Source organism: Salinisphaera shabanensis E1L3A (genome assembly GCF_000215955.2).
Taxonomy (GTDB): Bacteria; Pseudomonadota; Gammaproteobacteria; order Nevskiales; family Salinisphaeraceae; genus Salinisphaera; species Salinisphaera shabanensis.
The window spans coordinates 12,791-36,482 of record NZ_AFNV02000003.1 but is presented as its reverse complement, the minus strand read 5'-3'; the positions used below and the strand labels follow the sequence as shown (position 1 = coordinate 36,482).

Here is a 23,692-nt window from a genome sequence, read left to right as displayed (position 1 = left end):
GGCGGGCTTAAAGACAGGTCCAGTGTTCATCGACTGCGTGAGTCGGCCGTGCGTCGGCATCGAAACCGCGTTCGTGAAACACGGTCGCGCCATTCTTGCTGCGTTTGAGCACCGTCGATGCCCGCGTGCCGTACTGGGCGCTGCGAATGAATAGCGGCGACAGAAAGCGTTCACGCTCGGCGCCGATGCCGGTGTCGGGCAACGCCGCCATCGGCGCATTGTCGGTATCGGACAGCAGGCGAAACAACGAATCGGGCTCCAGGTCGTCGCTTTCTATGCGGGCACGCAGTCGCGATTGCGCGGCCTGGGTCTTGGGCCAATGGTCGCCCCAGCTGCCGTTGGAAATCGCATGCACACCCGGGCGTAAGCAGAGATGGCGTACCGGGCCCCGATTGGACACAAACCAGAGACTTGTTCGATCGCCGACCAGCAGATTGAACGGCCCGTATGCGGCGCCGTCGGCATGCATGCGCCGCGCCCAATCCTCGGCATCGATTTCTACGGCGAAATAATCGCGTACCAGCAGGCCCCGCGAGTGCACGGGCTCGGGCGCGCCCGGTTCACGTACATTGGTCACGGCCGCAAATCGTCCGTGGCGATCCGCCGCACACCAGGCACCGTCCGCCTTCAGGTCCCGGCCGCCAAACGCTTCGGCCGGCTCATGCCACCAGTGGGCGGGCTCGGTCGGCCGAGCATGAAATTCATCGCGATTGGCCGCCACGATCAGGTCGAGCCGAGGGTGGGCTTGCCAAGCAAAGGCTATCAGGCACATAAGGCGTTCTCACGCGGGCGGCGGTAGGGCCTCATCACCCAGGCAGGCGAAGCCACTAAGCGCCGCAGCCGCTGATTCGGGGCGAGAAAACGCCCACACAACAACACGGCACACGCCATCATGTCGTAATCGTCGATGGCAGTTTTAGCGGTCTGTTCGTCGCACGCAAGCTGGGCGGCAGCGGCTACGACGTGACGCTTATCGACAAGCGTAATTTCCATACTTTCAGCCTCTGCCTTATCAGGTCGCCGCCGGCATGTTCACTACCGGTGATGTATGCACGCCGCATCGCGTGACCTTGCGCCGCAAGAAAAATATTCGCTCGTTGATGAGCACGGCCTACGATATCGACCCCGACAAGCGCATCATCCGTCACGAAAGCGGCCGAACGGGCCTAACACGCAGGTCGTGACTACCGGCGGAAAACATGCCTGTGTCCGCAATAAACAGTGGAGCGAGTACGCGCTGCGTACGCATCGACGTATCTTTCATGCATTCGAGACCGCCGAGCTTACCAGTGACGCGAGCGAACGCGAGCCCTGGCTGAACTTCGGAGTGGTCGGCGCCGGCCCGAGCGGCGTCGAACTTGTGGGGCTATCGTCGAGCTGGCGGAATCACCGCGGTTGAAGACGTTCGCAGCTTCGATCCACGTGAAACACGCGTTCTGTTGGTCGAAGGCGCCGAGCGGGTGCTGCCGGCCTATCCGGAAAAGCTCTCGCACAGGGCCGAGACCATGCAGGATGAGCTCGGAGTCCAGGTCATAACCGGCACGCTCGTCTCACGAATCGGCGACAACGGCGTGGTGATCAACGGGCCGAACTGCGAGCAAACACGCGTACCGTGCTCGGGGCAGGGGGCTTACGAGCTTCGGTGTTTGGTGACATTCCGGCCGAGCACGCTCAGGGCGGCTTACAGTGGACTCGGCCCTGGCGGGGTACCCCGACATTTTTTGGGTCGGCGACCTTGCCGCGGTCATCGATTCCGTGGCAACCCGTACCCGGACTGGACCCGGCGGCTATTCAGCCGGGCGAATATGTTGCGCGCGTACGCAGGCGTCGAATGGGGAGGCGACAGCGGGGTTCAAGTACAACGACCGGGGCAGCGCGGCGATCACGCGGTTTCGGACTCCATACCGAGCTCCTTTATCTTGCGCGTCAGCGTATTCCGGCCCCACCCAAGCAGGCGTGCAGCCTCCTGACGATGGCCATCGGTACGTGCGAGTGCGGCGCGAATCATGACCCGTTCGAGGCTCGGAATCGCTTCGTCGAGCAGGTGATCGGCGCCTTCGGCCAGACGTGTTTCGGCCCAGTGCGCAAGCTGATCGTCCCAGCGGTGTTCGCCTGCATTGTCGTATGAAACGGGCGCCGGCACGGGCGCGCTATTCGCAGGGGCAGACTCTGGCTCGGCACGAGTTTCCGACACAACCGAGGTCGCCGCATTCGCAGCAGGCATGGCACGGCCGTCGCGCAGCTCCTGGGGCAGATCCTCGAGTACCACTTCGCGGCCCGGGGCCATTACCGTAAGCCAGCGACACAGGTTTTCCAGCTGGCGGACATTGCCGGCCCAGTCGAGTGCGCTGAGGAACTGGCTGGACTGTTTACTCAGCGTTTTGAGCTCCATATTGAGCTCGCGTGCAGCCCGGCCGAGAAAGAATTCGAGCAACAACGGAATATCTTCGCGGCGTTCGCGCAGCGGCGGTACGCGCAAGCGAATGACGTTCAACCGATGAAACAGATCCTCGCGAAAACGGCCCTTGCGGACCTCTTTTTCGAGTTCCTGATTGGTTGCCGCGACAATGCGCACATCCACGCTCACCGGCGTATGGCCGCCGACTCTATAGAACTGGCCATCCTGCAACACGCGTAGCAGGCGCGTCTGCAGATCGGCCGGCATATCGCCGATTTCATCGAGAAACAGGGTGCCGCCGTGGGCTTGTTCGAAACGTCCGCGGCGCTGGGCAGCCGCGCCCGTAAACGCGCCTTTTTCATGGCCAAAGAATTCCGATTCCATCAGATCCTTCGGAATGGCCGCCGTATTCACCGCGATGAACGGCCGACTCGCGCGCGGGCTATGCTCGTGCAGCGCATGCGCAACCAGCTCCTTGCCGGTACCGGACTCGCCCGTGATCAGCACGGTGATGTTGGAAGCCGACAGACGCCCGATGGCACGAAAGACCTCCTGCATGGCCGGCGCTTCGCCAATGATGATCGACGCCTGCGGCTTGGCGGCTTCGCTTTCCGGTTCCTCTTCTCGCGCTAGGCGGGCAGCGCGCGTGACCAGTTCGACCGCTTCGTCCAGATCGAACGGCTTGGGCAGATATTCGAACGCACCGCCACGATAGGCCGACACCGCGCTATCCAGATCGGAGTGCGCCGTCATGATGATGATGGGCAGATCGGGCTTGATCGCACGTACGCGATCGAGCAGATCCAGCCCGGAAATACCCGGCATACGGATATCGGTCAATAGCACATCGGGGGTGTTTTCTTCGATGGCATCGAGCAGTTCGGCACCGCCGGGAAACGTGGTTACATCGATATCGGCGCTTTTGAGAGCGCGTTCGAGCACCCACCGAATGGACTCGTCGTCATCTACGATCCACGCAGAGAGCGTGCCTGTGTTCACTATGCTCATCGCGGACTCACCAAGGTGTGGCCAATCGTCGACCGCGCGCCAACGTACGCGACGCGCCACGATAACGGCCTGGGCGTTCTCCTAATCATCGCTGGTCTCCAACGGCAGAATTACGCTGAATATGGTCTGCCCGGGCCGGCTTTCGCATTCGATGAGCCCGTGGTGCAGATGAATGAGGTATTGGGCGATCGGCAAGCCCATGCCCGTACCTTCGGCGCGCGAGCTCACCATGGGGTGGAAGATGCGAGGCAGCAGTTCGCGGGGGATACCGGGCCCATTGTCGATTACGTCGACCCGGGCGACCAGCCGATGCTGGGTCCCGCCAATCGTGAACAGGCGCTGGGTACGCGTACGCAGCACGATTTCACCGCTGCCACCGAGAGCGGTGACTGCGTTGCAGACCAGATTGAACAGCGTTTGAATCAGCTGCTCACGGTCGGCCTTGATCTCGGGAATGCTGGGATCGAAATCGCGCTTCAAGGTCACATCAGCGGGCAGATCGGAGCTGATCAAAGCCCGTACGTGCTCGAGCGGTTCGTGAATATTGAGTGGCTGCTTGTTGGGGGGGCGACGCGGACCCAGCAGCCCGTCGACAAGATTCTGCAGCCGGTCGGCTTCGCGAATGATAACGGTGGTGAATTCCTTGAGCTCGTCGTCGTCGATCTCGCGCTCGAGCAGCTGCGCGGCACCGCGCAGGCCGCCAAGCGGATTCTTGATTTCGTGGGCGAGCCCGCGAATCATCTCTCGATTGGCCAGATTCTGAACCCGCATCTGGTCGTCGCGCGAAATGCGCAGTTGCCGATCGAGCGAAAGGAATTCCAGAAGCAGTGCGGAAGCCCCGTTGCGATCGGTAAACGGCGTGACCGTACAGTCGACGGTTAGAGGATCACCGCCACCAGCACGCAGGTACAGCTCGCGTTCGGTGAATGCCGCGCCCTTGTAGAGCGCGGACTCGAGCTTCTCGCGATGATCGGCCAGATAAGGCAACGCGCGGTCGAACGGCTCGCTGCCGCAATGACGGGCTGACACGCCGAACAGCATTTCGCTGGCCGTATTCAGATATGTCACCCTCAGCCGCGAGTCCAGACAAACCACGGCTGTCTTAAGATTGTCGAGAATCGTGTCGGGGCGAACGCCGATACTGTCGCGGGAACTCATGGGGCAGCTGAAAGCAAGACTTGGGCCAGTGCGAAGCGCGCTCGGAGCGTAACCCCCGCGACGCGATTGCACCATCATAGTGCTACACGCGTCTGAATGCGCCGGCGAGTCCGTTAACGAACGATTCGGATCGGCCCGTTAGGCCTTTCAGCCACGGCCCCGCGGGTCGTCGCGTAGCGGCATAGCTGAAAAGCCGTTCTTTCGAGACTCTGTTGTGCTGCTTCGAGAGATCCAGCCCGAGGCGTGGCCAGCCATCGACCCTGTCGAACGCGCTAACCGGGCGGGCGCGCCGCGTTGGTGTTTGTATTCAATTTCGGCGTGCTCGGCGCGCCGCCTACATTGCCGGCAGGCGGAGCAGAGGTTGTCGTACCGGGCGAGTCGCTGTCGTTATCGCTGGCGTTCTGATTACTGTTCAACGGCGATATCGCCGAAGGTGGCTTCATATAAAAAGTGACCGGTTCGGTCCGGCGGATTTCCGCACCTTGATAGAGCAAAGCGGCGCTGAGTGTGTGGGTGCCGCGCGGCACGTTGCCCAGCGACAGCTGGGTATCGTCGGTTGGTGATTGCGGAATCGGGCTGCCGTCCAGATAGTAGGTGATCTGCTCGCCGTCGCGCAGTTCCGAAGAGCCGCTGATGGCGACCGACACCGGCACGATGCCGCGTGCATCGCGAAACGTCTGCTCCGCCTCGGGGCTGAGAAGCCGCGGCATGCGCGATTCGACGCTATTCGTTTTCGAACGCGCGCGATCCGCGGCGGCCTGCAGCTGTTGCAAAGCGTCGGGATTGCCGTCCACCGTCTGCAAGCCCGGCAGATTGGCACGCTTGGCGCCGGAAGCCATGGGGCTGTCGCTGTAGTGACGCACGCCTTGCGCATCGACCCAGGTATAGATATCGGCCTGGGCGGTGCCGGAGGCGACCAGGATAAGGAACAACGGCACGAAGAGCGTTTTCATAACACGCAATCTAGCGCGAAGCGCGGCCATAAAAAAGGGCGCGTCCGATAAAAGGGCGCGCCCTGCTGGCCAGCGGCGCCACACGCTTACACGTGCAAGCCACGGCCTCCCCTGAAGCGGGGCTCCCGCCTTAGCAGGAGTAGTACATGTCGAACTCGGCTGGGTGCGTGCTCATCTTCAAGCGCAGCACTTCTTCCATCTTGAGTTCGATATAGCCGTCGATCAGGTCGTCGGTGAACACATCGCCCTTTTTGAGGAAGTCGCGATCGTCGGAGAGCGCCTTGAGCGCTTCTTCCAGCGACTGGGCGACAGTCGGAATCGCTTTCTCTTCTTCCGGCGGCAGATCGTAGAGATCCTTGTCCATGGCTTCGCCCGGATGGATCTTGTTCTGGATACCGTCGAGACCGGCCATCATCATGACCGCGAACGCCAGATACGGGTTGGCGGTGGCATCCGGGAAACGCACTTCGATACGACGCGCCTTCGGGCTGGAGACCCACGGAATACGAATCGAGGCCGACCGGTTACGCGCCGAATAGGCCAGCAGCACCGGCGCTTCGAATCCCTTGACCAGACGCTTGTAGCTGTTGGTCGAGGCGTTGGCGAACGCGTTGATCGCCTTGGCGTGCTTGATGATGCCGCCGATATAGAACAGCGCCTCTTCGGACAGACCGCCGTACTCTTCGCCCGAGAAGATGTTCTTGCCGTCTTTCGAGAGCGACTGATGCACATGCATGCCGCTGCCGTTGTCGCCGACCAGCGGCTTGGGCATGAAGGTCGCGGTCTTGCCGAAGCTGTGGGCGACGTTGGCCACGCAATACTTGTAGACCAGCAGCTCGTCGGCTTTCTTGACCAGCGTATTGAACAGCATGCCGATTTCGCCCTGACCGGCGGTGCCCACTTCGTGGTGGTGCACTTCAACCGTCAGACCCATCTCTTCCATCGCCAGGCACATGGCCGAACGGATGTCGTGATGGGAATCGACCGGCGGGACCGGCACGTAGCCGCCCTTGATACCCGGGCGATGGCCCATGTTGCCTTCGGGGTATTGCTTACTGCTGCTCCAGTGACCTTCTTCCGAATCGATCGAGAAGCCGGCCCCGTTCATTTCGTTCTGCCAGGACACCGAATCGAACACGAAGAACTCGGCTTCCGGACCGAAGTACGCGGTATCGGCGATGCCGGTGGAGGCCAGATAAGCTTCAGCGCGCTTGGCGACCGTACGCGGATCGCGCTCGTAACCCATCATGGTGTTGGGTTCGAGGACGTCGCAACGAATGATGACCGTGGGTTCTTCGAAGAAGGGGTCGAGCACGGCGGTGCTGTCGTCGGGCATCATCACCATGTCAGAGTCGTTGATGCCTTTCCAGCCGTCGATCGACGAGCCGTCGAACATCTTGCCTTCTTCCATGAACTCTTCGTCGACGACGTGCGCCGGCATAGTCATGTGCTGTTCTTTGCCACGCGTATCGCAGAAGCGGAAGTCGACAAACTTCGCCTCGGTTTCCTTGATCAGCTTGAGCGCTTCGCTACTCGCCATTGATGACTCCTTGTATGTAGAACCCGGTTGAACTGTCTGGTGCAGAGCAACGAGGATAGCCACTATAAAGGCAGAATCCGTGCCACGTCATCTTTGCCTGTTTTCGGGTCATTCCGCGTCTTATCGCACCAATATAGTTTTATCACCGCACCAAACTGGTGCTTAACACTTATCGCGCGCGTTTTTGGTGCAAAAGAACGCCGGGCCCTGTAATAGCGCTGTTTCGTTATACTCCGCGCTCGAACACAGGACAGTTTGCATGGATTTCCAACAGCTCATCTTCCGGCTTCAGCAGTTCTGGGCCGAGCAGGGGTGCGCCATCGTGCAGCCCTTGGATATGCCCGTCGGCGCCGGCACGTTTCATCCGGCGACATTTCTGCGCTCGATCGGCCCCGAGCCTTGGCGCTCGGCGTACGTGCAACCGTCACGCCGACCGACTGACGGACGTTACGGCGACAACCCGAACCGCTTGCAGCATTACTATCAGTTCCAGGTGCTGCTCAAGCCGTCGCCGAAAAATATCCAGTCGCTCTATCTTCAATCGCTGGAAGCACTCGGCCTCGATATGTCGATTCACGATGTGCGCTTCGTCGAAGACAACTGGGAGTCACCCACACTGGGCGCCTGGGGTCTTGGCTGGGAAATCTGGCTCAACGGCATGGAAATCACCCAGTTCACGTATTTCCAGCAGGCCGGTGGCTTGGATTGCCGCCCGGTTTCCGGCGAGATCACCTACGGGCTGGAGCGCATTGCGATGTATATCCAGAACGTGGAGAGCGTTTATGACCTGGTCTGGTCGGAATCGAGCAACGGCACGCTTTATTACGGTGATGTCTTTCACCAGAACGAGGTCGAGCAATCACGCTACAACTTCGAACATGCGGACGTGGCCGCATTGTTCACCCATTTCGATGCGCTTGAAGCCGAATGCCAGCGACTCGTCGAAGCCGAACTGGCGCTGCCGGCGTACGAGCGCATGCTCGAGTGTTCACACACATTCAATCTGCTGGACGCGCGTCACGCCATATCCGTGACCGAACGCCAGGGCTATATCCTGCGGGTCCGCACGCTGGCCCGCGCCTGTGCGCAGGCCTACTACGCCTCGCGTGAGGCGCTTGGCTTTCCGCTGCTCAAGAACGACAACGAGGCTGCATGACCGCTACGCTACTCATCGAAATCGGGGTCGAAGAATTACCGCCGAGAGCCATGCGCGCACTTGCCGATGCGTTCGCCGACGGTGTCACGGGCGCACTGTCGGAAGCCGGCCTGACGCTTGGCGCGACAACGCGCTACGCCACGCCACGCCGTCTGGCAGTCGCGATCGCCGACACGGATGAAACGACCCAACCGATCGAGGTCGAGAAAGCCGGCCCAACGCTTGCGATTGCTTACGATGACGCCGGCAAGCCCACCAAGGCCGCCGAAGGTTTCGCACGCTCGGTCGGTATGAGCGTCGACGCGCTTGAGCAAGAAGACAGCGACAAGGGCAAACGCCTTGTCTACCGGGCGACCGAACCAGGCAAGCCGATCGCGACACTGGTCCAGGCGGCCGTCGACCAGGCGCTCAAGCGCCTGCCCATACCCAAGCTCATGCGCTGGGGTGATAGCGACGCGGCCTTCGTACGCCCGGTGCATTGGGTTGTTGCCTTGCATGGCAACGAGATCGTACCGCTGAGCGTATTCGGCGAGAGCGCCGGGCGTCGCACATACGGCCATCGCTTTCATCACCCGGACGCAATTGATCTTGCCAACGCCGATGACTATGCCGAAGCGTTGAATAACGCCTGGGTCGTCGTCGATCCCGACAGCCGCAAGCAGCGCATCGTTGAACAAGTCGGAAAGGCCGCATCGAGCTTCGGCGGCGAGGCAGTGATCGACGACGGCTTGGTCGAGGAAGTCACCGCGCTTGTGGAATGGCCGGTCGGCATAGCCGGGCGTTTTGACGAACGCTTTCTGGTTCTGCCACGCGAGGTACTGATCTCGACGTTGCAAGAACATCAGCGCTATTTCCCTATCGAGAATGACGCGGGTGGTTTGCTGGCCGGTTTCATTACGGTCGCCAATATCGAAAGTCGTGACGTGGCGCAGGTCATCGCGGGCAACGAGCGCGTGGTACGCCCGCGCTTATCGGATGCGCTTTTCTTCTGGGATCAGGATCGTCGCCAGGGACTGGCTCATAATGTGGATGGGCTCGCGCGGGTGACGTTCCAGCAGTCGCTCGGCTCGCTGGCAGACAAGAGTGCCCGCATTGCGGCGGCCGGTAAACGACTTGCCGACCCCACCGGCGCTTCGCTGGATATCGTTCAACGCGCGGCCACGCTCGCCAAGGCCGATTTGCTGACCGAAATGGTCGGTGAGTTTCCGGATCTGCAGGGCCGCATGGGCTACTACTATGCTCGCGAAGACGGTGAACCGGCTGAAGTGGCCGATGCGATTGCGGAACAATACGCACCGGCACGCGCCGGCGCCGATATTGCCGCCACGCCGGCGGGCCGGGCATTGTCGCTTGCTGATCGGCTCGATACGCTGAGCGGTATCTTTGCAATAGGACGCCGTCCAAGCGGGGATAAGGATCCGTTCGGCCTGCGCCGCGCGGCTCTCGGCGTATTGCGCACCGTCATCGAAGCGGGGCTGGTCCTGGATTTACGCGCCGAATTGGCGGCGGCCCTGGCGAATCAACCGGTCGATGCCGAAGCCGACACCCTGGACGCACTCTGGATGTTCCACATGGAACGTTTGCGCGGCTACTATCAAGATCAGGGCATTGGCTCGGATCGATTCGAAGCGATTATCGGTTTGGATCTTGTCGATCTGGTCGATTTCGACCGGCGCATCCACGCGCTCGACGCCTTCGGCCGGGACAGTGATGCTCAGACGGTTTGCGGCGCGCACAAACGCATTCGCAATATTCTGCGACGCAACGCCGACGAGATCGCTCAAGCCGATTTCAACGCCGACGCACTGAGTGAATCCGCGGAACGCGACCTTGCCCAGGCTTACTTGACACAGCGCGAGGTCGTCGTGGACGCGATGAAAGCCAACGACCCCGGTCGAGCCCTGACCGCGCTATCGGCACTGGCCAAGCCGCTCGACGCGTTTTTCGATCAGGTCATGGTTATGGCCGAGGATGCGTCAGTACGGCAGAATCGGCTCGCTTTATTAGGCGAACTCGATGATCTGTGCCGGGAAGTCGCCGATATCTCCTGTCTATCACTTGAGCAGAGCGATTAGACTGGCTGCGCAACCATCGTATGGCTAGGCCTTATGAAGCTAATCATTCTGGACCGCGACGGCGTCATTAACGAAGACAGCGACGATTACATCAAATCGCCTGCTGAATGGCGCGCGATACCCGGTAGTCTTGAAGCCATTCTGAAACTCAAAAACGCCGGGTTTCGCGTCGTCGTCGCCAGCAATCAATCTGGCCTCGCGCGGGGATTGTTCGACTACGACACCTTGTTCGCCATCCACGACAAGATGACCCGCATGCTTGCCGATATCGGCACGCATCTCGACGGCATCTTCTTCTGCCCGCATGGCCCAAACGAGGGATGCGCGTGCCGAAAGCCGGGCACAGGGCTGCTTGACGACATCGGCAAGCGTTTTGGCCGCTCGCTTCGCAATATTCCCTTCGTGGGCGATAGCGTCACCGATATCGAAGCCGCGCGCGCTGCAGGCGCCACCCCGGTTCTGGTACGTACCGGTAAACCGGTGGAATCAGGCCACCCGGATATCCAGGGTGTTGATGTATACGACGACTTGGCCGCGGCTGCAGGGGCCGTCATCGCCCAGGACAAATCCCGCCGACACAAAAAAGGCGGCTGAGCAGCCGCCTTGCATTGTTGGGGCGACAGGCGCCGCCCCAATGGCCGATACCAGTCTAGATATCCAGATTCGATACCATCAACGCGTTGCGCTCAATGAACTCGCGACGCGGTTCGACATGATCGCCCATGAGGGTAGTGAATATCTGATCGGCGCCTACGGCGTCGTCGATCTTGACCTGCATGAGGCGCCGGGTATTCGGATCCATGGTGGTCTCCCAGAGCTGGTCCGGATTCATCTCACCAAGGCCCTTGTAGCGCTGCACATGCTGGCCACGCTTGGCCTCCGCGAGAAGCCATTCATAAGCCTGCTCGAAGGTTTCTACCGGCTCTGAGCGCTCACCGCGGCTCACCTGCGCGCCGTCGCCCATCAACGCCAACAATTCGTTGCCCAGGGCCGCCATGCGCTGGTATTCCTCACCGGTAAAGAAATCTTCATGCCACACGAACGTATGCGGAATGCCATGGCTGTAGCGGGTGACCTGCAAATGCAGAGGCCGTTGCTCATCGGCAGGCTTGATCTGCACTTCATAGCGGTGACGCGCTTCGTTACGCGCATCCAACCGAGTCTGCAGTTGATCCGCCCAATCCTGCATCCGTCCGGCATCCGAAAACGTTTCGGGCGTCATGGGCGGCAGATAGGTCATTTCCTTGAGGGTCGCCGGATCGAACCGCCGGGTCAGTCGATCGATATCTTCCAACAGCCCCATATAGCGATGCGCCAGGTTGGCAAGCGCATCATCCGATATGGGCGGCGTATCCGTTTCTACACGAAGCTCAGCCTTGCTCAATGCCAGCCGCAAAAGGTAGTTGCCAAGTTCTTTATCGTCCTTGACGTAATACTCCTGCTTGCCGCTTTTAACTTTGTACAGCGGCGGCTGCGCGATATACACATAGCCCGCTTCAATCAGTTCAAACATTTGCCGGTAGAAGAACGTCAGCAGCAACGTACGGATATGTGAACCGTCAACGTCCGCGTCGGTCATGATGATGATGCGGTGATAGCGCAGCTTCGCCGGATCGAACTCGTCGCGACCGATACCACAGCCCAGGGCCGTAATGAGCGTGCCGACCTCCACGGAAGACAACATCTTGTCGAACCGCGCTTTTTCGACATTAAGAATCTTGCCTTTGAGCGGCAAAATGGCCTGATTGTGGCGATCACGCCCCTGTTTGGCTGAACCACCTGCAGAGTCGCCCTCCACGAGAAACAGTTCGGACTGCGACGGGTCTTTCTCCTGACAATCAGCGAGCTTGCCGGGCAGGCCGGCAATATCCAGCGCGCCCTTGCGGCGCGTCATATCGCGCGCACGGCGGGCCGCGTCACGGGCTCGCGCTGCCTCGATCACCTTGCCGGCGATAACCTTGGCATCACGCGGGTTCTCAAGCAGAAAGTCGTTAAGATGCTCGTTGACGGTCGATTCGACCACGGCTCTCACTTCGGACGAGACAAGTTTTTCCTTGGTCTGCGAAGAGAACTTCGGGTCCGGCACCTTAACCGAAACGACGGCGGTCAGACCTTCACGCGCATCATCGCCCGCCGGCGCGACTTTTTCTTTCTTCGCCAGCCCTTCAGATTCGATATAGCCGTTCAGCGTTCGCGTGAGTGCACCGCGGAACCCGGCCAGGTGGGTGCCGCCGTCACGCTGTGGAATATTGTTCGTGTAACAGAAGACGCTTTCCTGATAGGAGTCGTTCCACTGCATCGCCACTTCGACGACAATGTCGTCACGCTCAGCGGTGAAGTAACACACGGTGTCGTGAAGCTGGGTCTTGTTCTCGTTGAGATTCTCGACGAACGCTCGTATGCCGCCTTCATATTCGAACACAATATCGCGCTCGCTGGCCTCTTCACGCAGCCTGATTCGAACGCCGGAGTTCAAAAACGACAGTTCGCGCAAGCGCTTGGCGAGGATATCGTAGCTATAGGCGATATTCGCAAAGACATCGGCGCTTGGATGAAAATGAATCGAGGTGCCGGTGAGCTCGGTCGCCTCGACGGCCGTCAACTCATCCAGCGGCTCGCCCATCGAATAACTTTGGCGATATCGCTGACCGTCGCGGTGAATATCGAGCTCAAGGCGGTCTGACAACGCATTTACGACCGACACGCCGACACCGTGCAAACCGCCGGACACCTTGTAAGAATTAGCGTCGAACTTCCCGCCGGCATGCAGGACCGTCATGATCACTTCGGCGGCTGGCTTACCCTCGCCTTCATGCATGTCTACCGGGATACCGCGGCCGTCATCGGTCACTGTGATGCTCTGATCACGATGAATGATGACTTGGATCTCGTTGCAGTAGCCTGCCAGCGCTTCATCGATCGCGTTATCGACGACCTCGAAGACCATATGATGCAGGCCTGTACCATCGTCGGTATCGCCGATATACATGCCGGGGCGTTTTCGAACTGCCTCGAGGCCCTTGAGGACCTTGATGCTACTGGAATTGTAATCGCCGTTGGATTCCGCCATTTATCACCGCGTCTAGGCTGGATGGGTCCGAGTCAACCCGCGGATTCTAGCACGCCCTGACGTATCAGCCGCGGGTAACGGCCCCACGTTCCACGTGGAACATGGCGCCTTGTTTTATTACGTCCGGAACAAGCTGCGGCTCGAGGAAGGTTAGAAAGCATTGCCCGCCAAGTGAAGCAATTTCTTCGGCAAGAACCTGCCGATATCTCACCCCCAGTTCTGCAGCCATATCGTCGATCAGCAAAACGGGTTGAACATGGCGACGAGCGTGTAGCAGCCGTGCCTGTGTGAGTAGCATTGCAGTAGTAAGAATTTTTTGCTGACCACGCGATACCCAATCACGTGCGGCGGCGCTGGCTATCGAAACACGGAGGTCCGCGCGGTGGGGGCCTTGCTGTGTGAAACCTGCGCGGGTGTCCTGATCGAGCCCGGCCGCGAGTGCCGCGCCGTAACCGTCTTCTCCGCGCCAACCGCAGTCGTACTCAAGCACGATCGGTTCATCCCCCAACAGCTTGGCTGCTTGCGCGGGAAGGTTGTTATAAAGATGGTCTATATAAGCGCGGCGCGATGCATCGACAATCTCGGCGGCACGGACCAGCTCAGCGTCCCAAACCACAATGTCGGCTTTGGGTAAACGGGCTTTCAGTGCTCTATTGCGTTGTTTTAGGGCTCTGCGAAAACGCCGCCACGCGGGGAAGAACGCATGTTCCACGTGAAACACACCCCAGTCCAGGAAGTGGCGCCGATAACGTGGGCCTTGCTCGAGGAGCCGGTGCACGTTGGGGCCTACCATCTGGAGCGGCAGTGTGTTGATGAGATCAATTCGGCTGGTATCGCTATTGCCGTCTCGACGATAGCGTATTCCGCGTTTGTCACGACTTACGCCAAGCCGATGTGATCGACCGTCGGGAACTGCAATTTCCGCTGTTACCGTAAACGCGTTTTCGCCAGCTCTAATGGCTGGCCTCGGGCCGGACTGCCGAAAAGACTGGCCCCGCCCAAGAAAATAGATCGCCTCGAGCAAGGTGGTTTTGCCCGAGGCGTTGTCGCCAGTAATGACGTTTATCGCAGGATCAGGTTGGAGATCCGCGGCTTCAAAGCATCGGAAATTCTGAAGCCGTAGCTGGCTTAAATGCATTTGCGCCGAATCTAGAGGCGCATCGGCATTACGACATAACGGGTTGCCGGGTCATTGACGCTTTGTAAAAGCCCGCTGCTATCCGCGCCAGACAGAGAAAGCGTGAATTCTCCGCTATCCATCGCACCCAGTGCTTCAAGAAGATAGTTGACGTTAAAGCCTATCTCGATCGGCTCGTGATCGTATGTCACCTGAATTTCGTCTTCTGCTTCTTCGCGTTCGACATTTTGTGCCTGGAGTCGAAGGCTATGTTCGCTCAGAGCCAGGCGAACACCGCCGAATTTTTCGTTCGACAGAATAGCTGTGCGTGACAAGGCTTGGCGGATTGTATCCCGGTCAGCATGCATCTGCTTGTCTGCTTGGTCGGGGATGACACGCTCATAGTCTGGAAAGCGCCCGTCGATGAGTTTGGTTGTAAAAACCAACCCGGGTAGTTGCAGACGCAGATGCTTTGTCGAAAGCTGAAGCGTTATTTCTGCTTCGCTGGAGTCGAGCAGGCGTACCAGTTCGGTGATTGCTTTTCGGGGCACGATCGCTTGAATGGGTTCATCGATTGCGATGTTCAGCGTGGTGTCGCTGAGTGCCAGGCGATGACCGTCGGTAGCGACACAACGTGCCCGATCGCTACGCAGTGCCAACAACAGGCCATTCAGGTAATACCGTACGTCCTGATGTGCCATCGCGAAGTGGGTGCGATCGAGCAGACCTTTCAGAAGGCGTTCCGGCAATGCGATTTGCTGGCCCGATTCTACTTCGTCTAGATAAGGCCAGTCCTGGGCTGCCATGGTTGACAGCGTGAATCGTGATCGCCCTGATTGAACGCGGGTCTGCTGGCCATCGTGTTCTAGTGTTATTTCCGCATCGTCGGGTAACCCACGGCAAATATCGAGCAGTTTTCGTGCAGGGATTGCAGCAGCGCCGGGCTGGCCGATAACCGCTGGCGTATCGGTTATCAGCTCGAGTTCGAGATCCGTTGCCGTAATTACGATGCGGTCGTTTTCTGCCTTGATCAGTACATTCGACAGGATAGGCATCGTCTGACGGCGTTCTACAACGCCTATGACGGTCTGAAGAGCAGTGAGCAAATCCTTGCGCTGCACGGTGAATTGCATGGCGGTCTCCCGAAACAGTCAGCCTTGTTGTCTTTAAAGGCTTTAAAAATAGTTAGTCGTAGTAGTAACAACGGTTGGCTAAATCTGTTGATACTATGCTTAATTTCTTTTAAATCATCTACTTACTTTGATGACAACTCTGTCTTGAACAGGGTTGGGATGTTGTTGTTTGCGTGTGGATAAAATGTGTTCTCTTTCGGGGTTGAGCGGTCATGATCGACTAATTATGTGCTCGCCCCCAGGTTATCCACAGTTAGCTTGTGAGTATTCGGCTCAGGTTGGCGTAGTCCTCTTCCATTCGTGCGTCGGTCTCTCGTAGTTCTTTGACCTTGCGGCAGGCATGAAGGACCGTTGTATGGTCGCGCCCGCCAAAGCCTTGTCCGATTTCCGGCAGGCTGTGATTGGTCAGTTCCTTGGCCAGGGCCATCGCGATCTGACGTGGGCGTGCTACCGAGCGGGTCCGTTTCTTACCGAGCAGATCAGCGAGCCGCATCTTGTAATATTCCGCCACGGTGCGTTGGATGTTCTCCAGTGTGACCAGCCGGTCGTAGACCGCGAGCATGTCGTGAAGCGCCTGCTTGGCGAAATCGACGGTGATCGGCGTTCCGGTAATCTGGGCCGAAGCCTTGAGTCGGTGCAGCGCCCCTTCCAGATCACGCACGTTTGAACGCACGCGCTTGGCGATGAAGAAAGCCACTTCCTGGGGTAACGTAATGCCGTGATAATCGGCTTTGGAAAGCATGATCGCGACACGGGTCTCGAGTTCTGGCGGCTCGACCGCGACCGACAGGCCCCAGGAAAACCGCGATTTGAGCCGGTCCTCCAGCCCTTCCACTTCCTTGGGAAAGCGATCGCAGGTAATCACGATCCGTTGATTCGACTCCAGCAACGAGTTGAACGTATGGAAGAATTCTTCTTGGGAGCGATCCTTGTTCGCGAAGAACTGGATATCGTCGATCAACAGGGCGTCCAGCGATCGGTAGTGTGCTTTGAAGCGGTCCATGCGGTTATGACGGATCGCCGTGATCATTTCGTTGACGAAATGTTCGGAACGAACGTAAGCCACCTTGGCACGTGGATTCGTATCGAGTAGCCGGTTGCCTACACTTTGCATCAGATGAGTCTTGCCCAGACCCACACCGCCATAAATCAACAGCGGGTTGTAAGCCATGTTGTCCGGGTTTGCGGCCTGTTCTGCCGCTGCCCGTGCGATCTGGTTCGACTTGCCTTGTACGAAGCTTTCGAATGTGTAACGGCTGTCGAGATTGTGGCGTGACGTCGGCGGCGCCGCGGCCGGTTCACTCTCTGTCGCACGTGGTTTCTGACCGCCACCCACGAGTACCCGAATGCGCTTGGGCACGGCACCCAGGTCGTTTAGCGCATTCGCAATGGGGGTACGCAGCTCTCGTTCGACCTGATCGCGTACGACCTCGTTCGGCGCCATCAGGTCGAGGCCCTCGTCGGTAAAGTCGGCCTCGAGCGGGCGAAGCCAGAGGTTGATGTCCTTTTCAGGCAGTCGAGCCTCGATATGCGTCAGACAACGTTGCCAGAGCGTGTCAGCCAAGATTCCGTTACTCCGTAGCGAAAAAAGCGCGGCGTCAGCCTGCGCTGGCGCCTTACCCTAGCGCACAGGCCACAAGTTATCCACAGCATTTTCCATGCTTGCAAGAGGGGTAACAGGCGACTAGAATCCGCGCTCTTTACCGTGAAGCGCGTCCTGCGTGGCGCCAGAACGAGACCGTCATGAAACGAACTTATCAGCCGAGTAATCTGCACCGGAAGCGTACCCACGGTTTCCGCGCCCGCATGGCGACCAAGAATGGTCGTGCTGTGTTGTCGGCACGTCGTGCCAAGGGCCGTAAGCGCCTGACGCCGTAGGTGAAAAGTCGTGCCGCAGGCAGCGTTCCCCGCGACTGCGCGTCTGAGGCAATCGGCAGAATTTCGCGCCGTGTTCGCGCACGGTCGCAAGTTTGTCAGTTCGGGATTCGTCGTCATTGCCGCCGATGGTCCAACCGACCAGGCTCGGCTGGGACTGGCTCTGGCGAAGCGCCGCATTGCGCGCGCGGTCGAGCGTAATCGAGTCAAACGGGTGTTGCGCGAGTCATTTCGTGTGCATCGTGATCGTCTGGCTGCGGTTGATGTTGTAGTGCTTGCCCGTAGTCGCACGGCCACCATGAGCAATGCGGCGCTATTCGAACAACTCGAAGCGCTTTGGCCCCAGCTCGATCGAGTGGCGACGCCGTCGCAAGCGCGCCCGCCGAGTGGCAGCCGTTAACCGAAGGACATTAGCCGCGCATGGAAAATATTCGCTTCGGACTGCTCTGTGCTGTCGCCGTTATCTGCTTCTTCCTGTATCAGGCGTGGCAGCACGACTACGCGCCTACCCAAGCCGATGCGACGTCGGCTAATAATCAGAGCACGGCCCAGCAGGACTACGCCGCTGGCGAAGACGACGTGCCGTCGCTGGAATCCGCTCCGTCTGCCGAAAACGATGGGGGGCCCGAGCAGCGCGGCCCGCAGGCCAGCGCTGGTGAACGCGGCGCCGATAACGCGCCGGTGGTCAGCCAGGCGGATCAGATCCATGTCGTCACCGACAAGCTCGATGTGATCATCGACACGCGTGGTGGGGATCTGCGCAAGGTTGAATTGCGTGGCGTGCCGGTGTCTTCCGAGCAGCCGGATACCAACCTGCGACTGATCAACGATAGCGCGCCCAACTTCTTTATCGCACAGAGCGGGCTGGTGGCTGCGGGGGCGAAGGCGCCCGATCATCGGTCGCGTTACAGCGCCGAACGCAAGGAATACGAGCTTGCCGACGGTGAGGACACCATCGAAGTGCCCCTGACCTGGACCAACGATGCCGGTCATCAGGTCACCAAGGTATATACCTTCAGCCGCGATAGCTATCGCATCGGGCTGCGCCATGAAGTCGTCAACAACGCCAGCGACGACTGGAAGGTCTCGCAGTATGTCCGTTTCTGGCGTGCGCCTTACGAGATCACGGGCGACGTGCCTTTTGCGCAGGCCTTCTTTGGCGTGGGTTGGTACAACCGTAAAGACGGCGGCGACAGCTATAGCTACAAGACCGAAAGCCACGACGACCTGGCCGAGAGCCCGCTCGAGCTGACCCAGCAGGGTGGCTGGGTGGCGATGATCCAGCACTATTTCATTGGCGCCGCCATTCCGCCACCCGATGCCAAGGTGCGTTTCTTCGGTCAGCCCAAGGATATCCCCAATGCTGCCGGCGGTTTCGCTACCGGCTTTATCGGGGCCCAGCAGTCTATTGCGGCTGGCGCGCGTACCAATCTCGAGACCACGCTGTTCGTGGGCCCCAAGCTGCAGGACCAACTCGATGCGGTTGCGCCGGGGCTTGGGCTGACTGTCGACTATGGCTGGCTGACCGTGCTTGCCAAGCCCATTTTCTGGGTTCTGGAACACCTGCATGCCCTGGTCGGCAACTGGGGTGTAGCGATCATCCTTTTGACGTTCCTGATCAAGCTCGTGTTCTACAAGCTGTCGGAAACGCAGTACCGAGCGATGGCGCGTATGCGCAAGTTCGCGCCGCGTATGCAGCAGCTCAAGGAGCAATACGGCGACGATCGCCAGAAACTCCAGGCCAAGATGATGGAGCTCTACAAGAAAGAGGGCTTCAACCCGCTGGCCGGCTGTTGGCCGATGCTCGTGCAGATGCCGGTATTCATCTCGTTGTATTGGGTGCTGCGTGAATCGGTCGAACTGCGCCATGCGCCGTTCATGCTCTGGATTCAGGATCTATCCGCGCCCGATCCGTATTACATCCTGCCGGTGGTCTTCGGTGTAACCATGTTCCTGCAGCAAAAGCTCACCGCGAACGTGACCATGGACCCGATGCAGCAGCGCATCATGCAGATCATGCCGGTCGGTCTGGCCGTGTTCTTTGCCTTTTTCCCGGCCGGTCTGGTGCTCTACTGGTGCACCAACAACCTGCTCTCGATCGGTCAGCAGTGGTATATCTACCGCAAGCTGGACGCCGAAGGCCTGGGCCACAAGGCGGCCCACAGCTGATCGATAGCCGATGACGAGCTCGGCCGACGATACCGTCGCCGCGCTCGCCAGCGGCGCGGGCCGGGCGGGCGTTGCGGTTGTCCGTATCTCCGGCTCACGAGTACCGGAGATCGCCGCTGCCCTGATCGGCGGGCTGCCATCGCCGCGCCAGGCGCGTGTGTGTGCGTTTGTCGATGCGGATGGTGTGGCCATCGATCGTGGCGTTGCCCTGTATTTTGCTGCCCCGGCCTCGTTTACCGGCGAGCACGTGCTTGAGCTCCAAGGCCATGGTAGTCCGGTGCTTGTCGACATGCTGCTCGCACGCCTGCTCGAACTCGGCGTTCGTCTGGCCGAAGCCGGCGAATTTTCGCGGCGGGCTTTTATCAACGACAAGTTGAGCCTCGATCAGGCCGAAGCGATTGCCGACACCATCGATGCCGGCAGCAGCGCTGCGGCACGCGCGGCCATGCGCTCGCTTGAAGGTGTGTTTTCACGCGAGGTGAACGCACTGGTCGAAGCGCTCATCGAGCTGCGGGTGTATACCGAAGGCGCTATCGATTTTCCCGACGAGGACGATATCGATTTCCTCGGCGACGGCGAGATCGAGCGCCGGCTGAACGCGATAAGACAGCGATTGGAGACGTTGCGTGGCCAGGCAGCCCAGGGGGCCAGCCTGCGAGAAGGCCTACGTCTGGTCATTCTCGGCGCGCCCAACGTTGGCAAGTCGAGCCTGCTCAATCGCCTGGCGCGGCGCGATACGGCGATTGTCACCGATATCGCGGGCACCACGCGGGACGTGTTGCATGAACAACTCTCGATCGATGGTCTGCCGTTAACGCTCGTGGATACCGCCGGCCTGCGCGAAACGGCCGATCCGATCGAGGCGGAAGGCGTACGTCGCGCCAAGGCCGAGATCGAACATGCCGATCACGTGCTGCTGGTCGTCGACGATACGTCCGGATTAGGTTGCGATGAGCAGGCCCTGTTGGCCGAAATCGGCAATCGATGCCCGGTAACCGTGGTCGCCAACAAGATTGATCTCAGCGGCGCACCGGCTGGCCTGCGTCGCGGCCAGGATTACGAACATATCGGCGTGTCGGCAACTACCGGCGCCGGTTTCGACGCGCTGGCTGCCCATTTGAAACAGGCCGCGGGAATGAACGAAGACGCCACGCCGGCGTTTGTGGCGCGGCGCCGTCATCTGGATGCTCTCTCGCGGGCGGATGCCGCGCTGGAGATCGGCCATGAACGGCTGGTTGTCGACGCGGCCGGCGAGTTGCTGGCGGAGGAACTACGAACCGCGCAGAACGCGTTGGGCGAGATTACGGGCGCCTTCACTAGCGACGACCTGCTTGGCGCTATCTTCTCGAGCTTTTGTATCGGCAAGTAGGTACGCGCCCCGATTGAGCCGTGCGAACATCAGGGCATACGTCATGCCCGGTAGAGATAGCGCGACCATTTTCCTTGTCACTCGGCTCCTATTGATGTGCTGGGGGCACGCCACGATCCGTTCCTTTCTCGATATCACTGGCGCCATGGGCTTTTCAGCACGGATGCACTCGACCGTGCGCTGATTCAACACCAACCCGAACATGGCCCGGTCTGTACGTTCGCTGATATACCTCCCTCGGTGAAAAGCGGCGCGTTCGCGAAGCGCGATCTACTTGAACCTTATGTGGGCGTCTGAGCCCGTGCCAGTGCGGACACTTTGGGAACGAGCGCGTCCGTACTTGGCCGGATTCTTCGTGCGTTTCGACATCGTTACCGTGTGCGCCCTCTGAAAAGCCCGGCGCTTCGCGGTGCCTGGGCGATCGATCGGTTCAAACCAGGAGTACAACGATGATCGTACGAGATCACGAAGACGCCGAAAAAACGGCGGTCGACGAAGAAAAGTTCATTAGCCGCCGCTACACGCTGCGTGCCGACGGCATGGGGCATTCCTTCCACGAAACCTACGTCAAACCCGGCTGTGCATTGCACATGTGGTACAAAAACCACAAGGAAACCGTGATCTGTATTGAGGGTGAAGGCCAGATCGAGGACCTCACCGAAGGCGGCAAGTGGGATCTCAAGCCCGGCGTGCTCTACGCGCTGGACAAGCACCAGCAGCATATTCTCTCCAGCGAAAAAGGCATGACCGTGCTGTGCTGCTTTTCGCCATCGCTGGTCGGCCCCGAAGATCACGACGAACAGGGCAGCTATGCGTTGCTCGACGACGACGGCAGCGTGCTCCAGCGCTAACGTGCCTCCCCGGTCGACGCTTCGCGGCCGGGCCGCTCGATTATGAAAAGCGTCGGCCAGTACTTGCCGGTGAGATAGACGCGCTCTGCTTCGGCATCCCAGGCAATGCCGTTGAGCACATTGATATCGTCGCTGCCGGCCACGGCGTCGCGCAGCGCGCGGGCATCGAGCCAGGCCACGACGTCGCCGCTGTCCGGGTCGATCCGCGCAATACGGTCCGAATACCAGATATTGGCCCAGATCTCGCCGTCGATATATTCCAGTTCGTTGAGCTTGTCGACGGCGCGATCGTGGTCATGCACATCGATACGTCGGACCACGGTGAAATCGGCCGGATCAAGTACCCGCAACGTGGCACTGCCATCGCTCATGATCAGGTGGTGGCCGTCGTATGTCAGGCCCCAGCCTTCGCCGTCGTAACGGCGCGTGCCCAGCTGTTCGAATGTGTTCGCATCGAGTACGAATGCCCGACCGGCGCGCCAGGTCAGCCAGAACAACCGGTCATCGACGCGTGCCAGCCCTTCTCCGAAATAGCGGCGTGGCAGGCTGATTTGCCGGTCAATCGCTCCGGTATCGGGGTTCACACGCCGTAGCCGGGAGTGTCCATACTTGCCCGTGCTTTCGAACAGCGCCCCGTCATAAAACAGCAGGCCCTGGGTGAAGGCAGATGCATCATGCGGGAGCTGGGCAGCGATACGTGCCGTATTCGTGGCCGCTGTCTGGGCCGGACAGGCGGTCGAAAGCAGGGCCGTGAGGATTACCGCCAGCAGCAAAAAAAAACGAGGCATTACTCGATGATATGACGCACAATTAAATCGCGCGAGTTTGTGTCGGCGAGGCCGTTGCAAGCTATGAAAAGCGCATATCATTGATGACTGACCACCGCTACGGAAAACGCCAAGCATGGCCGAACAGCAACACACAGAACACGATCTCGATTCCAGTCAGAAGCGGGATGCACGCCGTCGCGAAGCGCCGAGCGCTGCGGTAGTCTACGAAGCGATCCGGCGTGAAGCCGAATCTGAACTGACCCGCCCATTGACCGGGCTGGCGTTCTCCGCGCTGGCGGCCGGTCTGTCAATGGGGTTTTCGTTCATCGCCCAGGCCCTACTCTATAGCTATACGCCGGAATCGGCCTGGCGCCCGATCATTGCCAGCTTCGGTTACTCGATCGGCTTTCTGTTCGTCATTCTCGGGCGCCAGCAGCTGTTTACCGAGAATACGCTTACGCCGGTACTTGAAGTCTTGCGTGTACGCCGGCTGTCTACGATCTTGCGTACGGCCAATCTCTGGGTCGTGGTGCTCATCGCCAATATCGTCGGCACAGCGATCTTTGCGTTCATGATGTCGTACTTCGACGTACTCGACCCCAAGATCAATGGCGCCCTGGCATCGATCGCCGCCAAGGAATACGAAAACGGCTTTGCCACCATGTTCGTGCGCGCCATATTCGCCGGCTGGCTGGTCGCGCTCATGCTCTGGCTGATGCCGTTCGCCGAAACCGCGCGCGTGGGCGTAATCATCCTGGTCACCTATGTGATAGGCCTGGCACATTTCCCGCACATCATTGCTGGCTCTGTCGCCGCCCTCTATGGCGTGTTCACCGGCGGCCACGGCATGATGGAGTTCTTCAGCGTGTTCTTCGTGCCGACCATTCTTGGCAACGTGCTCGGTGGCGTGGCCATGGTGGCCGCGGTCAACTATGCCCAGGTGGCCTATAGCGATTCCGAACGCGACGACAGCGACGTCGACAAGGGCGATTGATAACGCTTTCAGTGGTGGCTGGCAAAGTCGCTGCAATGCGGTATAGTCGGATCACC

Annotated in this window: 21 protein-coding genes; 11 read left to right on the top strand and 10 right to left on the bottom strand. The window is 59.7% G+C overall.

The window, feature by feature from the left end; genetic code table 11:
• Positions 1–7 precede the first annotated feature (7 nt).
• The gene (locus tag SSPSH_RS02050) at positions 8–772 is read right to left on the bottom strand and encodes an NRDE family protein (RefSeq protein WP_006914417.1); all 765 of its coding nucleotides are present in this window, start codon (positions 770–772) and stop codon (positions 8–10) included.
• 408 nt (positions 773–1,180) lie between these two features.
• Here SSPSH_RS02050 and SSPSH_RS19060 point away from each other — a divergent pair, with 408 nt between their 5' ends.
• Both SSPSH_RS19060 and SSPSH_RS19810 read left to right on the top strand, forming a co-directional pair.
• Positions 1,181–1,399: a hypothetical protein gene (locus tag SSPSH_RS19060; protein ID WP_006914420.1), complete on the top strand. Its 219-nt coding sequence runs from the start codon at positions 1,181–1,183 to the stop codon at positions 1,397–1,399.
• Positions 1,359–1,970, top strand: coding sequence for an NAD-binding protein (locus SSPSH_RS19810; protein ID WP_152522709.1), 612 nt, complete (start codon positions 1,359–1,361; stop codon positions 1,968–1,970). The genes SSPSH_RS19060 and SSPSH_RS19810 overlap by 41 nt, the downstream gene beginning before the upstream one ends.
• Here the strand turns inward: SSPSH_RS19810 and glnG are convergent.
• From glnG to glnA, 4 genes are all read right to left on the bottom strand, one after another.
• On the bottom strand, positions 1,883–3,406 hold the full coding sequence (gene glnG / locus SSPSH_RS02040; protein ID WP_021031305.1) for a nitrogen regulation protein NR(I): 1,524 nt from the start codon (positions 3,404–3,406) through the stop codon (positions 1,883–1,885). The genes SSPSH_RS19810 and glnG overlap by 88 nt on opposite strands.
• 81 nt (positions 3,407–3,487) lie before the next feature.
• Positions 3,488–4,564, bottom strand: a complete 1,077-nt coding sequence (glnL, locus tag SSPSH_RS02035) for a nitrogen regulation protein NR(II) (protein ID WP_006914422.1) — start codon at positions 4,562–4,564, stop codon at positions 3,488–3,490.
• Positions 4,565–4,836: 272 nt separating this feature from the next.
• A complete protein-coding gene (locus SSPSH_RS02030) occupies positions 4,837–5,517 on the bottom strand; it encodes a DUF4124 domain-containing protein (protein ID WP_006914423.1) in 681 nt (226 codons plus the stop codon).
• A gap of 130 nt (positions 5,518–5,647) precedes the next feature.
• Positions 5,648–7,057: a glutamate--ammonia ligase gene (glnA, locus tag SSPSH_RS02025; protein ID WP_006914424.1), complete on the bottom strand. Its 1,410-nt coding sequence runs from the start codon at positions 7,055–7,057 to the stop codon at positions 5,648–5,650.
• Between the two features lie 259 nt (positions 7,058–7,316).
• On the opposite strand from glnA, the gene glyQ reads away from it, so the two are divergent.
• Genes glyQ through gmhB form a run of 3 tightly spaced genes read left to right on the top strand, consistent with a single transcriptional unit; the run spans position 7,317 to position 10,882 of the window.
• Positions 7,317–8,213: a glycine--tRNA ligase subunit alpha gene (glyQ, locus tag SSPSH_RS02020; protein WP_006914425.1), complete on the top strand. Its 897-nt coding sequence runs from the start codon at positions 7,317–7,319 to the stop codon at positions 8,211–8,213.
• Positions 8,210–10,288 carry a glycine--tRNA ligase subunit beta gene (gene glyS / locus SSPSH_RS02015; protein WP_006914426.1) on the top strand — a complete coding sequence of 693 codons (2,079 nt, stop codon included), beginning with the start codon at positions 8,210–8,212 and terminating at the stop codon, positions 10,286–10,288. Before glyQ ends, glyS begins: the two co-directional genes overlap by 4 nt.
• Positions 10,289–10,321: 33 nt before the next feature.
• A complete protein-coding gene (gene gmhB, locus SSPSH_RS02010) occupies positions 10,322–10,882 on the top strand; it encodes a D-glycero-beta-D-manno-heptose 1,7-bisphosphate 7-phosphatase (RefSeq protein WP_006914427.1) in 561 nt (186 codons plus the stop codon).
• A gap of 55 nt (positions 10,883–10,937) precedes the next feature.
• On the opposite strand, the gene gyrB is transcribed toward gmhB, so the two are convergent.
• From gyrB to dnaA, 4 genes are all read right to left on the bottom strand, one after another.
• On the bottom strand, positions 10,938–13,358 hold the full coding sequence (gyrB, locus tag SSPSH_RS02005; RefSeq protein WP_006914428.1) for a DNA topoisomerase (ATP-hydrolyzing) subunit B: 2,421 nt from the start codon (positions 13,356–13,358) through the stop codon (positions 10,938–10,940).
• A gap of 64 nt (positions 13,359–13,422) precedes the next feature.
• Entirely contained in the window at positions 13,423–14,496 is a 1,074-nt protein-coding gene (gene recF, locus SSPSH_RS18275) for a DNA replication/repair protein RecF (protein ID WP_084623361.1), read from the bottom strand.
• Positions 14,497–14,507: 11 nt separating this feature from the next.
• Complete coding sequence (gene dnaN / locus SSPSH_RS01985; RefSeq protein ID WP_006914431.1) at positions 14,508–15,608, bottom strand: DNA polymerase III subunit beta; 1,101 nt, start codon at positions 15,606–15,608, stop codon at positions 14,508–14,510.
• A 253-nt stretch (positions 15,609–15,861) separates the two neighbouring features.
• Complete coding sequence (gene dnaA / locus SSPSH_RS01980; RefSeq protein WP_040607309.1) at positions 15,862–17,175, bottom strand: chromosomal replication initiator protein DnaA; 1,314 nt, start codon at positions 17,173–17,175, stop codon at positions 15,862–15,864.
• 176 nt (positions 17,176–17,351) lie between these two features.
• On the opposite strand from dnaA, the gene rpmH reads away from it, so the two are divergent.
• From rpmH to SSPSH_RS01955, 5 genes are all read left to right on the top strand, one after another.
• Positions 17,352–17,486 (top strand): 50S ribosomal protein L34, encoded by a 135-nt coding sequence (gene rpmH, locus SSPSH_RS18270; RefSeq protein WP_006914433.1) that lies wholly within the window; start codon positions 17,352–17,354, stop codon positions 17,484–17,486.
• Positions 17,487–17,496: 10 nt separating this feature from the next.
• Positions 17,497–17,883, top strand: coding sequence for a ribonuclease P protein component (rnpA, locus tag SSPSH_RS01975; RefSeq protein WP_006914434.1), 387 nt, complete (start codon positions 17,497–17,499; stop codon positions 17,881–17,883).
• A 20-nt stretch (positions 17,884–17,903) separates the two neighbouring features.
• The gene (gene yidC / locus SSPSH_RS01970; protein ID WP_006914435.1) at positions 17,904–19,652 is read left to right on the top strand and encodes a membrane protein insertase YidC; all 1,749 of its coding nucleotides are present in this window, start codon (positions 17,904–17,906) and stop codon (positions 19,650–19,652) included.
• A 10-nt stretch (positions 19,653–19,662) separates the two neighbouring features.
• Positions 19,663–21,021: a tRNA uridine-5-carboxymethylaminomethyl(34) synthesis GTPase MnmE gene (gene mnmE / locus SSPSH_RS01965; protein ID WP_006914436.1), complete on the top strand. Its 1,359-nt coding sequence runs from the start codon at positions 19,663–19,665 to the stop codon at positions 21,019–21,021.
• Positions 21,022–21,470: 449 nt separating this feature from the next.
• Positions 21,471–21,872, top strand: coding sequence for an ectoine synthase (locus SSPSH_RS01955; protein ID WP_006914437.1), 402 nt, complete (start codon positions 21,471–21,473; stop codon positions 21,870–21,872).
• Here the strand turns inward: SSPSH_RS01955 and SSPSH_RS01950 are convergent.
• Complete coding sequence (locus SSPSH_RS01950) at positions 21,869–22,660, bottom strand: glutaminyl-peptide cyclotransferase (protein ID WP_006914438.1); 792 nt, start codon at positions 22,658–22,660, stop codon at positions 21,869–21,871. The genes SSPSH_RS01955 and SSPSH_RS01950 overlap by 4 nt on opposite strands.
• A gap of 115 nt (positions 22,661–22,775) precedes the next feature.
• On the opposite strand from SSPSH_RS01950, the gene SSPSH_RS01945 reads away from it, so the two are divergent.
• Complete coding sequence (locus SSPSH_RS01945) at positions 22,776–23,636, top strand: formate/nitrite transporter family protein (RefSeq protein ID WP_006914439.1); 861 nt, start codon at positions 22,776–22,778, stop codon at positions 23,634–23,636.
• Positions 23,637–23,692: the final 56 nt, after the last annotated feature.

Coding starts and splice junctions, on each gene's coding strand:
- SSPSH_RS02050 (WP_006914417.1), bottom strand. CDS start 772: ATGTGCCTGATAGCCTTTGCTTGGCAAGCCCACCCTCGGCTCGACCTG.
- glnG (WP_021031305.1), bottom strand. CDS start 3,406: ATGAGCATAGTGAACACAGGCACGCTCTCTGCGTGGATCGTAGATGAC.
- glnL (WP_006914422.1), bottom strand. CDS start 4,564: ATGAGTTCCCGCGACAGTATCGGCGTTCGCCCCGACACGATTCTCGAC.
- SSPSH_RS02030 (WP_006914423.1), bottom strand. CDS start 5,517: ATGAAAACGCTCTTCGTGCCGTTGTTCCTTATCCTGGTCGCCTCCGGC.
- glnA (WP_006914424.1), bottom strand. CDS start 7,057: ATGGCGAGTAGCGAAGCGCTCAAGCTGATCAAGGAAACCGAGGCGAAG.
- glyQ (WP_006914425.1), top strand. CDS start 7,317: ATGGATTTCCAACAGCTCATCTTCCGGCTTCAGCAGTTCTGGGCCGAG.
- glyS (WP_006914426.1), top strand. CDS start 8,210: ATGACCGCTACGCTACTCATCGAAATCGGGGTCGAAGAATTACCGCCG.
- gmhB (WP_006914427.1), top strand. CDS start 10,322: ATGAAGCTAATCATTCTGGACCGCGACGGCGTCATTAACGAAGACAGC.
- gyrB (WP_006914428.1), bottom strand. CDS start 13,358: ATGGCGGAATCCAACGGCGATTACAATTCCAGTAGCATCAAGGTCCTC.
- recF (WP_084623361.1), bottom strand. CDS start 14,496: ATGCATTTAAGCCAGCTACGGCTTCAGAATTTCCGATGCTTTGAAGCC.
- dnaN (WP_006914431.1), bottom strand. CDS start 15,608: ATGCAATTCACCGTGCAGCGCAAGGATTTGCTCACTGCTCTTCAGACC.
- rpmH (WP_006914433.1), top strand. CDS start 17,352: ATGAAACGAACTTATCAGCCGAGTAATCTGCACCGGAAGCGTACCCAC.
- yidC (WP_006914435.1), top strand. CDS start 17,904: ATGGAAAATATTCGCTTCGGACTGCTCTGTGCTGTCGCCGTTATCTGC.
- mnmE (WP_006914436.1), top strand. CDS start 19,663: ATGACGAGCTCGGCCGACGATACCGTCGCCGCGCTCGCCAGCGGCGCG.
- SSPSH_RS01955 (WP_006914437.1), top strand. CDS start 21,471: ATGATCGTACGAGATCACGAAGACGCCGAAAAAACGGCGGTCGACGAA.
- SSPSH_RS01950 (WP_006914438.1), bottom strand. CDS start 22,660: ATGCCTCGTTTTTTTTTGCTGCTGGCGGTAATCCTCACGGCCCTGCTT.
- SSPSH_RS01945 (WP_006914439.1), top strand. CDS start 22,776: ATGGCCGAACAGCAACACACAGAACACGATCTCGATTCCAGTCAGAAG.